Source organism: Ruania albidiflava DSM 18029 (assembly GCF_000421225.1).
Lineage (GTDB): Bacteria > Actinomycetota > Actinomycetes > Actinomycetales > Beutenbergiaceae > Ruania > Ruania albidiflava.
On record NZ_ATWL01000021.1, the window covers coordinates 43,417 to 55,688 of the forward strand.

A 12,272-nucleotide genomic window follows, 5' to 3' on the forward strand; every position below is an offset into this window, starting at 1 on the left:
CGCGCGAGCCCGCCCCACCGTGATGTATAGTTATGCACATGACTGTATCTGTCGCGATCGCGGGGGCCAGCGGCTACGCGGGTGCGGAGGCGCTCCGGCTGCTGCTCGGCCATCCTCAGGTCGAGATCGGCGCACTCACCGCGCACAGCAATGCGGGCGAGAGCGCGGGCAAGCACCACCCGCACCTGCGTGCCGTGGCCGACCGCACCTTCGTGCCGACCACCGCGGAGCACCTGCTCGGCCACGACGTGGTGCTGCTCGCCCTGCCGCACGGGGCCTCCTCCCGCGTCGCCGCTGAGCTGGCGGCCGCCGGCTCTGAGGCCCTGGTGCTGGACTGCGGCGCCGACCACCGGCTCACCGACCCGACGGCCTGGACCCAGTTCTACGGCACCGAGCACGCCGGTGCCTGGCCGTACGGCATGCCCGAGCTGCTCCGCGCCGGGGAGAGCGTCGCGACCGCACAGCGAGCGCAGATCGCCGCTGCCCGGCGAATCGCCGTCCCCGGCTGCAACGTCACCGCCGTCACCCTCGGCATGCAGCCGGGTGTGGCCGCCGGCGTCGTGCGACCCAGCGACCTGGTGGCGGTCCTGGCCAACGGCTACTCCGGTGCCGGGAAGGCGCTCAAGCCGCACCTGCTCGCTGCCGAGGGCCTCGGCTCGGCCGCCCCCTATGCCGTCGGCGGCACGCACCGGCACATCCCGGAGATCGAGCAGAACCTGCGCACCGCGGGCGCCGGCGACGTGAGCATCTCGTTCACGCCGACCCTCGTTCCGATGGCTCGAGGAATCCTTGCCACCACCACGGCACGGCTGGCCGACGGCACCGATCCCGCGAGGGTCCGGGAGGCGTGGGAGACGTCCTACTCCGGCGAACCGTTCGTGCAGCTGCTCCCCGAGGGGCAGTGGCCGACCACCGCCGCCACCCTCGGGGCGAACACCGCGCTGGTACAGGTCGCCGTCGACGAGCGAGCCGGTCGTGTGGTCACCGTCTGCGCGATCGACAACCTGGTCAAGGGCACCGCAGGTGCTGCTGTGCAGTCCATGAACCTCGCCCTCGGTCTGCCCGAGAGCCTGGGCCTACCCACCGAAGGAGTTGCCCCGTGAGCACGGACAACCCGCAGCAGGGTGTCACCGCCCCGAAGGGCTTTCGCGCCACCGGTGTCACCGCCGGACTGAAAGCCTCCGGCTCACCTGATCTGGCGCTGGTGGTCAACGACGGCCCGGACCAGGTCGGTGCTGCCGTATTCACCAGCAACCGCGTGGTCGGCGCCCCGGTGACCTGGTCCCGGCAGGTGGTCAGCGACAACGTCGTGCACGCGGTGGTGCTCAACTCCGGCGGAGCGAACGTGGCCACCGGGCCGCAAGGCTTCGCCCACGTGCACGCCACCGCCGAGAAGGCAGCCGACCTGCTGCAGGCCTCCGCCGCCGACGTGGTGGTCTGCTCCACCGGACTGATCGGTGTCCCGCTCGCTGCGGACACCCTGCTCACCGGTCTGGACCACGCAGCTGCGACCCTGTCGACCGATGGCGGCCCGGCCGCCGCGACCGCGATCATGACGACCGACACCGTCGCCAAGCAGGTCCACGTGCAGGGCAGCGGCTGGTCGATCGGCGGGATGGCCAAGGGCGCCGGGATGCTCGCCCCGTCGCTGGCCACCATGCTGGTGGTGCTCACCACCGACGCCCGCATCGACGCCGCCACCGCCGATGCCGCTCTCCGCGAGGCCACCAGCACCACCTTCGACCGGATCGACTCCGACGGCTGCATGTCCACCTCGGACACGGTCCTGCTCATGGCCTCCGGTGCCAGCGGCACCACCGCCGAGGCGGCCGAGTTTACCCAGGCACTCCGCTCCGCCTGCGCCCAGCTCGCCCGCGCCCTGGTTGCCGACGCCGAGGGCGCCAGCCACGACATCGCGGTGCGCGTGGTCGGTGCCAGCGACGAGGCCGCCGCCGTGGCCGTGGGTCGGGCGGTGGCACGCTCGAACCTGGTCAAGGCGGCCATGTTCGGCAACGACCCGAACTGGGGCCGCATCATCGCCCAGGTGGGCACCGTGCCGGAGGAGGTCGCCCCGTTCGACCCTGCTGAGCTGGACGTGACCATCAACGGGCTGCTCATCTGCAAGGGTGGCGGCGCCCACGAGGACCCCACGCAGCTCGACCTGGCAGCAAGCCGCGAGGTGCACGTGGTCATCGACCTGCACGCCGGCGACGCGGAGGCCACGATCTGGACCAACGACCTCACCCACGACTACGTCCACGAGAACAGCGCCTACTCCACATGAGCACCCCGCACGTCCAGAACGACGCCCTCACCCCGGACGAGAAGGCTGAGGTGCTGATCGAGGCCCTGCCCTGGCTGGAGTCCTTCGCCGGCGCCATCGTGGTGATCAAGTTCGGCGGCAACGCGATGGTCGACAGCGCGCTCGAGCGTGCCTTCGCCGACGACATCCGGTTCTTCCGCTACGCCGGCCTCAAACCGGTGGTGGTGCACGGCGGCGGCCCGCAGATCTCCGCGATGCTCGACCGCCTCGGCCTGGTCACCGAGTTCCGCGGCGGGCTGCGCGTGACCACCCCCGAGGTGATGGACGTGGTCCGGATGGTGCTCACCGGCAAGGTACAGCGCGACCTGGTCAGCCACCTGAACGAACGGGCACCGCTGGCCGTCGGCATCTCCGGCGAGGACGGTGGCCTGTTCTCCGCGCGCAAGCGGCAGGCCGTGATCGATGGCGAGCAGGTGGACGTCGGTCTGGTCGGTGACGTGATCGGGGTCAACCCGCGCGCTGTGAACGACCTGCTCGCTGCCGGCCGCATCCCGGTGATCTCCACCATCGCCCCGGACGTCGACCACCCGGGAGATGTGCTCAACGTGAACGCCGACACCGCCGCCGCTGCGCTCGCGACCGCACTCGGCGCGCAGAAGCTCGTGGTGCTCACCGACGTGGAGGGACTGTACGCCGACTGGCCGGATCCGGGCTCGTTGATCCGGCAGATCGACGCCGCCCACCTGACCGAGATCCTGCCCACCCTGGCCTCGGGCATGGTGCCGAAGATGGAGGCCTGCCTGCGCGCCGTCACCGGCGGGGTGCCGCAGGCGCACGTGATCGACGGCCGGCTGCCGCACTCCCTGCTGCTGGAGATCTTCACCGAGGAAGGCGTGGGCACCATGGTGCTTCCCACCGACGACGGCGTACCCGCCCCTCCCAGTCCCGTACCTGACGTAGCACCCACCGGAAGGAGTCATCAGTGAGCGAGCTGATCGCAGGCGTCACCCAGTCTCTCGACCAGGGGGAGTGGACCCGCCGGTACACCGGTGCCCTGATGAACACCTTCGGGCCGCCGCAGCGGGTGCTGGTGCGCGGTGAGGGCTGCTACGTCTGGGACGCCGACGGCAACCGCTACCTGGACCTGCTCGCCGGGATCGCGGTGAACAGCCTCGGGCACGCCCACCCCACCCTCACCGGTGCCATCTCCGCCCAGCTCGGCACGCTCGGGCACGTGTCCAACTTCTTTGCTTCGCCGGTGCAGATCACCCTGGCTGAGCGGCTCACCGAGCTCACCTGCGCCGGTCCCCGCCCGGAGGCGGCCCGGGTGTTCCTCACCAACTCCGGCACCGAGGCCATGGAAGCGGCGGTCAAGCTCGCCCGCCGGCACGGCGGCGCCGACCGGCCCCGCATCCTCGCCCTCGAAGGCGCCTTCCACGGCCGGTCCATGGGCGCCCTGGCGCTCACCCACAAGCCCGCCTACCGGGAGCCCTTCGAACCGCTGCCCGGCGGGGTGGAGCATCTGCCGTTCGGCGACCTGCGCGCCTTGGAGGAGGCCTTCGCCGCCCCCGGCCAGGTGGCCGCCCTGGTGCTCGAGCCGATCCAGGGAGAGGCCGGGGTACGCCCGCTTCCGGCCGGCTACCTGGCCGCCGCCCGGGAGCTGACCACCGCCCACGGCGCGCTGCTCATCCTGGACGAGGTGCAGACCGGGATGGGCCGCACCGGCACCTGGATGGCCCACCACCATCCGCAGGTCGGCGGCGGTATCGTCCCGGACGCGGTCGCCGTGGCCAAGGGCCTGGGTGGCGGGTTCCCGGTCGGTGCGCTGATCACGCTGACCGAGGCCGCCGCCACGCTGTTCCAGCCCGGCCAGCACGGCACCACCTTCGGTGGCAACCCGGTCGCCGCAGCCGCCGCGCTGGCCACCATCCACGTGATCGAGCGCGACGACCTGCTCACCCAGGTGACCAGCACCGGCGAGCACCTGCGCACCGCCGTCGCCGGCTCGGACCACCCGCTGGTGGCCGGTGTGCGCGGTGCGGGTCTGCTGATCGCCGTCGAGCTCGCCGAGCCGGTCGCCGCCGCGGCTGCCCAGGCGGCGCTGCGCGCCGGATTCATCGTCAACCCGGTCGCCCCAGATGCTCTCCGGCTCGCGCCGCCCTACGTCCTGACCACCGAGCAGGCGGACAGCTTCGTGGCTGCTCTGCCGCAGATCCTGAACGAGGCCCGGCAGTGAGCGCCACCAGCTCCGCACCTCAGCACTTTCTCGCTGATGACGACCTGACCAGCGCCCAGCAGCGCGAGGTGCTCGAGCTGGCCGCCGCGCTCAAGGCGGACCCCTTCTCCGCCACCCCGCTGGCGGGCCCGCAGGCGGTGGCGATCATCTTCGACAAGCCCACGCTGCGCACCCAGGCTTCGTTCACCGCCGGGGTGGCGCACCTCGGTGGCTACCCGATGCTGGTGGACGGCACGCTCGCGCAGATCGGGGTGCGCGAGTCGGTGCCGGACACCGCCCGCGTGCTCGGCCGGATGACCTCGGCGATCGTCTGGCGGACCTATGCCCAGTCCGCCCTGACGGAGATGGCTACCCATGCCGGTGTCCCGGTGGTCAACGCGCTCACCGACGACTACCACCCGTGCCAGATCCTCGCCGACCTGCTCACCATCGCTGAGCACACCGGTGGCCTCGCTGCCAGCGGCCCCGCCCTGACCGGTCGCAGGTTCGCCTACGTCGGCGACGGCGCGAACAACATGGCCCACTCCTACCTGCTCGGCGGGGCGCTGGCCGGGATGGACGTGCGTATCGGCGCCCCCGAGGGGTACCACCCCGACCCAGAGGTGCTCGCCCGAGCCGCGGCGATCGCCACCAGCACCGGCGCACAGGTGAGCGTGCACACCGACCCGGCCTCCGCCGTCGACGGTGTAGAGGTGCTGGCCACGGACACCTGGGTGTCCATGGGCCAGGAGGGGCAGAAGGAGGAACGGGAACGCCCGTTCCGTCCCTACCAGCTGAACGACGCGCTGCTCAGCCACGCCTCGCCGTCAGCGATCGTGCTGCACTGCCTGCCCGCCTACCGCGGCAAGGAGATCACCGACGCGGTGATCGAAGGACCCGCCTCGCGGGTCTGGGACGAGGCGGAGAACCGGCTGCACGTGCAGAAAGCGATCCTCGCCTACCTGCTCGGGCACCGATGACAGCGAGCATCCCCGCCACCAAGGCCGCCCGGCACGCGCTCATCCGTCAGGTGGTCGCCGCCCGGCCAGTGCGATCCCAGGCCGAGCTGGCCGAGCAGCTGGCCGCCCGGGGGGCGAGCGTCACCCAGGCGACCCTGTCCCGGGACCTGGACGAGCTGCGCGCGCACAAGGTCCGCACCGCCGACGGCAACCAGCAGTACGCGCTCCCCCCGGAGGGCCCCTACGGCTACGACACCCCGGCCGAGACCGAACAGCTCGCCGCGCGGCTCGCCCGGCTGTGCACCGAGCTGCTCGTCTCCGCCGACGCCTCCGGCAACCTGGTGGTGCTGCGCACCCCACCCGGGGCGGCACAATTCTTGGCATCGGCGATCGACCACTCCGTGCTCCCGCCGGTGATCGGCACGATCGCCGGGGACGACACCGTGCTGGTGATCGCTGCAGAACCCGACGGCGGCCCCACCGTGGTCCAGCTCTTCCTGGACCTGGCCTCCGGCCGTGACCCCGAACGAGACACCACCACCCCCGAGGAGAACCAGTGAGCAAGGTACTGACAGAACTGCCGGTCGGCGAGCGGGTGGGCATCGCCTTCTCCGGCGGCCTGGACACCTCGGTCGCCGTGGCGTGGATGCGCCACCACGGTGCCGTCCCGTGCACCTACACCGCCGACCTGGGTCAGTACGACGAGCCAGAGATCGACAAGGTGCCCGGCCGGGCACTGCAGTACGGGGCCGAGCTCTCCCGCGCCGTGGACTGCCGGTCGGCGCTGGTCGAGGAGGGCCTGGCCGCCATCGCCTGCGGCGCCTTCCACCTGCGCAGCGGCGGACGCTACTACTTCAACACCACCCCGCTGGGCCGTGCCGTGACCGGCACACTGCTGGTGCGCGCCATGCAGGCCGACGACGTAGAGATCTGGGGCGACGGATCCACCTTCAAGGGCAACGACATCGAGCGGTTCTACCGCTACGGGCTGCTCGCCAACCCCTCGCTGCGGATCTACAAGCCCTGGTTGGACCCGGCGTTCGTCGCCGAGCTCGGCGGACGGGCGGAGATGAGCGAGTGGCTCACCGAGCACAACCTGCCCTACCGGGACTCCGCGGAGAAGGCCTACTCCACCGATGCGAACATCTGGGGTGCCACCCACGAGGCGAAGACCCTGGAGCACCTGGACGTCTCCCTCGAGGTGGTCGACCCGATCATGGGAGTGAAGTTCTGGGATCCGCAGGTGGCGATCGAGACCGAGGACGTGACGGTCCGGTTCGAACAGGGCCGTCCGGTGGCGATCAACGGGCAGCACTTCACCGACCCGGTCGCCCTGGTGCACGAGGCGAACACCATCGGCGGCCGGCACGGGCTGGGCATGTCCGACCAGATCGAGAACCGGATCATCGAGGCCAAGTCCCGCGGCATCTACGAGGCCCCCGGTATCGCGCTGCTGTTCATCGCCTACGAGCGGCTGGTCGCCGCGATCCACAACGAGGACACCATCGCCAACTACCATGCCGAGGGCCGGCGGCTGGGCCGGCTGCTCTACGAGGGCCGGTGGCTGGACCCGCAGGCGCTGATGATCCGCGAGTCGATCCAGCGGTGGATCGCCTCGGTGGTCACCGGTGAGGTGACCCTGCGGCTGCGCCGCGGCGAGGACTACACCATCCTGCGCACCGAGGGGCCGGCGTTCTCCTACCACCCGGACAAGCTGTCCATGGAACGCACCGAGAACGCCGCCTTCGGGCCGATGGACCGGATCGGCCAGCTGACCATGCGCAACCTGGACATCGCTGACTCCCGGGACAAGCTGGAGATGTACGCCCAGCAGCCGGTGGACCAGGGCCAGGTGCTGGTGGAGCACGGCACACTGTTCGGCGAGCTGCCCGCCGGCGGTGCGGAGACCATCTCGGCCAACCCTGCAGTGGCCGACGACGCCGAGACCGCCCTGGACGCCGCCGCCATGGAGGAAGGCACCGACTGATGGCTGAGCACACCACCCCCAGCGGGGCACTGTGGGGCGGGCGGTTCTCCGGCAGGCCGGCCGATGCGCTGGCAGCGCTGAGCAAGTCCACCCACTTCGACTGGCGCCTGGCCGGTGAGGACCTGGCCGGCTCCCGCGCGCACGCCCGCGTGCTGCACACCGCCGGGCTGCTCACCGACACCGAGCTGACCGGCATGATCGACGCGCTGGACACCCTCGAGGCGGACGTGACCTCGGGTGCGTTCGTGGCTGCCCCGGATGATGAGGACGTGCATTCGGCACTGGAGCGCGGCCTGATCGAGCGAGCCGGGCCCGAGCTCGGCGGCAAGCTCCGTGCCGGCAGGTCCCGCAACGACCAGATCGCCACCCTGGTGCGGATGTACCTGCGCCGGTGCGCCCGGCAGATCGCTGCCGGGGTGCTGGACGTGGCCGAGGCGCTCTGCGACCAGGCCGCCGCCCACCCGGGGGCGCCGATGCCCGGGCGCACCCATCTGCAGCACGCCCAGCCGGTGCTGCTCGCCCACCATCTGCTCGCGCACGTGTGGCCGCTGCTGCGGGACGTCGACCGGCTGCGGGACTTCGACGCCCGGGCAGCCCGCTCGCCGTACGGCTCCGGTGCCCTGGCCGGCTCGTCCCTGGGCCTGGACCCGGCAGCAGTGGCCACCGAGCTCGGCTTCGACGGCCCGGTGGAGAACTCCATCGACGGCACCGCATCTCGCGACGTGGTCGCCGAGTTCGCGTTCGTCGCGGCGATGATCGGTGTGGACCTGTCCCGGCTCAGCGAGGAGGTCATCCTCTGGGCGACCAAGGAGTTCGGCTTCGTCACCCTCGACGACGCCTTCTCCACCGGTTCGTCCATCATGCCGCAGAAGAAGAACCCGGACGTGGCTGAGCTGGCCCGCGGCAAGACAGGCCGGCTGATCGGCGACCTCACCGGGCTGCTTGCCACGCTCAAGGGTCTGCCGTTGGCCTACAACAGGGACCTGCAGGAGGACAAGGAACCAGTCTTCGACGCCGTCGACACCCTCGACCTGCTGCTGCCTGCCGTGGCGGGGATGGTCGCCACCCTCAGCTTCCACACCGACCGGATGGCTGAGCTTGCACCGCAGGGCTTCGCGTTGGCGACGGACGTCGCCGAGTGGCTGGTCCGCCAGGGAGTGCCGTTCCGCCATGCGCACGAGATCGCGGGCGGGTGCGTGCGTGTGTGCGAAGAGAACGGTATCGAGCTGTGGGACCTCACCGACGACCAGCTCGCCGACATCGATCCCGCACTCACCCCGCAGGTGCGTGAGGTGCTCACCCTGGGCGGTTCGTTGGCCTCGCGGGACGGTGTGGGGGGCACGGCCCCGGCGCGGGTGGCCGAACAGCTGGCGGCAGCCCGGGACCGGATCGTTGCAGCGCGCGAGGACCTGGTATCGAGGCAGTGACCGGCCGGCCCGACCCGGTGCGTGTCCCACCGCAGACCTTGGCCGCGATCGCGACGCTGGCGCGCGCACATGCCCCGCAGTGCGGGACCACCGCAGTGATCGCCATCGACGGTCCGGCCGGTTCCGGCAAGACCACGTTGGCCGGTGCGCTGGCGCAGACGCTCGACGCCCAGCTGGTGCACATGGACGACCTGTACCTGGGCTGGTCGGGGCTGGAGTCCTCCGCCGACCGGCTCCGCGAGGAGATCCTCGCTCCGCTGTGGTTGGGCCGCAGCGGGGTGTACCGGCGTTACGACTGGCACGCCGAGGCACTGGCCGAGAGCCACGAGGTGACCCCTGGTGGCACGCTCGTGGTGGAGGGTGTGGGCTGCGTGCGGGCCGGTACCCGAGGCTTCTTCTCCGTGATCGTCTGGGTGGAGGCCGACGATGCGATGCGCCTGGCTCGCGGCCTGGCGCGGGACGGTTCGGCGGCCGAGGGGCACTGGCGGGACTGGATGCGCCAGGAACGCGACGTGTTCGCCCGGGCCCGGACCCGCGAGCTCGCGCACCTGCACGTGGACGCCTGGGGGAGGATCGTGCCATGACCGCCGTGCTCGACCTGTCCCGCCCTGCGACCGAGATCGCGCCGCTGCTGCTGGGTGCTGTGCTCACCTGCGGCCAGGGGGAAGACGCAGTGAGCGTGCGGCTGACCGAGGTGGAGGCGTACATGGGCACCGCTGACCCCGGCTCGCACGCCTACCGGGGCCGCAGCGAGCGGACCGCGACCATGTTCGGACCGCCCGGGCACCTGTACGTCTACCGGCACCTGGGTCTGCACCACTGCATGAACCTGGTCTGCTCCCCGGACGGCGAGGCCTCGGCGGTGCTGCTGCGAGCCGGAGAGGTCGTCGCTGGCGCCCCCACCGCGTGGCGCCGGCGGCAGGAGGCCGGCGTGTGCCGCACGGAGAGGGATCTTGCCCGAGGACCGGGGCGGCTCACTGTGGCGCTCGGCCTGACCCGTGCCGATGACGGCGTTGCGGTGGGGCTGGCTGGTCCGGCACCGGGCCGCAGGCTGCTGCTGGCGGACACGGGACAGGTCGCAGCCGAGGAGATCAGCTCCGGTCCGCGGGTGGGGGTCAACGGCCCCGGCGGCGAGGAGCAGTTCTCTTGGCGGTACTGGATCACCGGGAGCGAGCACGTGACCGCCTACCGGCCCGGTCAGGTGCGCGGGCGACGCCGGTAGGGTTGTCCCGGCGTCGCGGACCACCACGCGCCCCGGCGTCCGGACGCGCGGCAGACGAGGAAGGTAGATGTGAACGAGATTCTCGACGAGCTCCGCTGGCGTGGACTGATCGCTCAGTCCACCGACCTGGCGGCCCTTCAGGAGGCACTCTCGAGCGGACCGGTCACCTATTACTGCGGCTTCGACCCCACCGCACCGAGCCTGCACCACGGCCACCTGGTACAGCTGGTGCTGCTGCGCCACCTACAGCAGGCCGGGCACAAGGCGATCGCTCTCGTCGGTGGCGCCACCGGGCTGATCGGTGACCCGCGGATGTCCGGGGAACGGACCATGAACACCAAGGAGGTGGTGGCCGAGTGGACCGAGCGGCTCAAGGCCCAGGTCTCCCGCTTCCTCGACTTCGACGGTGACAACCCTGCTCTGCTGGTGAACAACCTGGACTGGACCGAAGGACTGTCCGCCATCGACTTCCTCCGGGAGATCGGCAAGCACTACCGGCTGGGCACGATGCTCGCCAAGGACACTGTGGCCCGGAGGCTGGCCAGCGACGAAGGCATCAGCTTCACCGAGTTCAGCTACCAGATCCTGCAGGGTATGGACTACCTGGAGCTGTTCCGCCGGCACGGCTGCACCCTGCAGACCGGAGGCAACGACCAGTGGGGCAACCTGCTCTCCGGTGTCGACCTGATCCACCGGGTTGAGGGGGAGAGCGTGCACGTGCTCACCACCCCGCTGATCACCAAGGCCGACGGCACGAAGTTCGGCAAGACCGAGGGCGGCGCTGTGTGGCTCGCGCCGGACATGATGAGCCCGTACGCCTTCTACCAGTTCTGGTTGAACGCCGCGGACGCGGACGTGGTCAGCTGGCTGAAGACGTTCACGTTCCTGGACCGCTCGACGATCGACGACCTGGCCGAGCAGGTGCAGACCGCACCTCAGGCGCGGGCCGCGCAACGCACCCTCGCCCGCGAGGTGACCACCCTGGTGCACGGTGCCGACGCTACCGAGCGGGTCGAGGCCGCCTCGGCCGCGCTGTTCGGCAGCGGCGACCTGCACGACCTGGACGCCGACACGCTCAGCGACGCGGTCGCCGAGCTGCCGCGCGGCACGATCGTCCCCGGCGAGTCCACTGTGATCGACGCACTGGTGGCCACAGGGCTGGAGAAGGGACGCAAGGCTGCCCGCCGAGTCATCGACTCCGGTGGTGCCTCGGTGAACAACGTCAAGGTGACTGATGGTGACGCCGTGATCGCTGCCGAGGACCTGCTCCCCGGTGGGGTCGCCCTGGTCCGCCGGGGCCGCAAGACTCTGGCCGTGGTCACCGTCGACAGCTGACCGGCGCCCCGCGCTCCCGCGCCAGCGGACCAGCTGCCTCGAGTCGGCGGACCTGGCGGCGGCCAGTGAGTCACACCACATCAGCGCGGGCCGCTTCGCCCCAGCTGGACCCACGGCACCCCGCAGAACGGGCATAACCGCAGGTCAGAGGCGTTCACCAGGCTCCATCGCGTACGGACCACAGTGCGCGGGACCAACTTGACGCTGCGTGCGGCGACCCGTAATGTTCATATCCGTTGCCCCGCGAGGGAGGAACGGACACCGATCCGGTGGCCAGATCCCCGCAGGACACAGGGTCTGCGACCAGGTAAGATGGTGCGCAGATCCCACCCACGATCACCGCGAACAGCTGCGATCGACGAGGTCGGCCGGAAGGTCGGAACTGCGTTGACCGAGGGCAGAGCGGTGGGGTAGGGTAGAACGGTTGCCCCGGCTGGGCCTAGGTCGTGAGATCTGGTCTGACGGTGTGCGTTCGTTGTTTGAGAACTCAACAGTGTGTTTGTAGTGATTGATGCCAGTTTTTTTTGGTTGGATGGCTGCTCTCATGGGGTTTTGTGCTTTGTGGGGGTGGTTGTTTGGTCAGGATTTTTTCGTATGATTTGTTGATGCTGTGGCCTGTTTGTGGGTTGTGGTGTTGATAGGTTTTGTATGGAGAGTTTGATCCTGGCTCAGGACGAACGCTGGCGGCGTGCTTAACACATGCAAGTCGAACGATGAACCGACAGCTTGCTGTTGGGGATTAGTGGCGAACGGGTGAGTAACACGTGAGTAACCTGCCCTCCTCTTCGGGATAAGCGCTGGAAACGGTGTCTAATACTGGATATTCAGGCCTTGCCGCATGGTGGGGTTTGGAAAGTTTTTTCG

General features: G+C 70.3%; 11 protein-coding genes and 1 rRNA gene. All 12 read left to right on the plus strand.

Features of this window, described 5'->3' with window-relative positions; translation table 11 throughout:
- Positions 1 to 38: 38 nt before the first annotated feature.
- Entirely contained in the window at positions 39 to 1,103 is a 1,065-nt protein-coding gene (argC, locus tag K338_RS0117155) for an N-acetyl-gamma-glutamyl-phosphate reductase (RefSeq protein ID WP_211218255.1), read from the plus strand.
- A complete protein-coding gene (gene argJ, locus K338_RS0117160; RefSeq protein WP_022919393.1) occupies positions 1,100 to 2,284 on the plus strand; it encodes a bifunctional glutamate N-acetyltransferase/amino-acid acetyltransferase ArgJ in 1,185 nt (394 codons plus the stop codon). The genes argC and argJ overlap by 4 nt, the downstream gene beginning before the upstream one ends.
- Complete coding sequence (gene argB / locus K338_RS23600; RefSeq protein ID WP_022919394.1) at positions 2,281 to 3,249, plus strand: acetylglutamate kinase; 969 nt, start codon at positions 2,281 to 2,283, stop codon at positions 3,247 to 3,249. The genes argJ and argB overlap by 4 nt, the downstream gene beginning before the upstream one ends.
- On the plus strand, positions 3,246 to 4,499 hold the full coding sequence (locus tag K338_RS23605; RefSeq protein WP_022919395.1) for an acetylornithine transaminase: 1,254 nt from the start codon (positions 3,246 to 3,248) through the stop codon (positions 4,497 to 4,499). The genes argB and K338_RS23605 overlap by 4 nt, the downstream gene beginning before the upstream one ends.
- Positions 4,496 to 5,458, plus strand: a complete 963-nt coding sequence (gene argF / locus K338_RS0117175) for an ornithine carbamoyltransferase (RefSeq protein ID WP_022919396.1) — start codon at positions 4,496 to 4,498, stop codon at positions 5,456 to 5,458. Before K338_RS23605 ends, argF begins: the two co-directional genes overlap by 4 nt.
- Complete coding sequence (locus K338_RS23610; RefSeq protein ID WP_022919397.1) at positions 5,455 to 5,997, plus strand: arginine repressor; 543 nt, start codon at positions 5,455 to 5,457, stop codon at positions 5,995 to 5,997. The genes argF and K338_RS23610 overlap by 4 nt, the downstream gene beginning before the upstream one ends.
- The gene (gene argG, locus K338_RS0117185; RefSeq protein ID WP_022919398.1) at positions 5,994 to 7,424 is read left to right on the plus strand and encodes an argininosuccinate synthase; all 1,431 of its coding nucleotides are present in this window, start codon (positions 5,994 to 5,996) and stop codon (positions 7,422 to 7,424) included. The genes K338_RS23610 and argG overlap by 4 nt, the downstream gene beginning before the upstream one ends.
- A complete protein-coding gene (gene argH, locus K338_RS0117190; protein WP_022919399.1) occupies positions 7,424 to 8,851 on the plus strand; it encodes an argininosuccinate lyase in 1,428 nt (475 codons plus the stop codon). The genes argG and argH overlap by 1 nt, the downstream gene beginning before the upstream one ends.
- Complete coding sequence (locus tag K338_RS0117195) at positions 8,848 to 9,435, plus strand: AAA family ATPase (RefSeq protein WP_022919400.1); 588 nt, start codon at positions 8,848 to 8,850, stop codon at positions 9,433 to 9,435. Before argH ends, K338_RS0117195 begins: the two co-directional genes overlap by 4 nt.
- Entirely contained in the window at positions 9,432 to 10,073 is a 642-nt protein-coding gene (locus K338_RS0117200; protein WP_022919401.1) for a DNA-3-methyladenine glycosylase, read from the plus strand. The genes K338_RS0117195 and K338_RS0117200 overlap by 4 nt, the downstream gene beginning before the upstream one ends.
- Positions 10,074 to 10,142: 69 nt before the next feature.
- Positions 10,143 to 11,408: a tyrosine--tRNA ligase gene (tyrS, locus tag K338_RS0117205; RefSeq protein ID WP_022919402.1), complete on the plus strand. Its 1,266-nt coding sequence runs from the start codon at positions 10,143 to 10,145 to the stop codon at positions 11,406 to 11,408.
- 645 nt (positions 11,409 to 12,053) lie between these two features.
- Positions 12,054 to 12,272 (plus strand): 16S ribosomal RNA (locus tag K338_RS0117210); the annotation flags it as partial.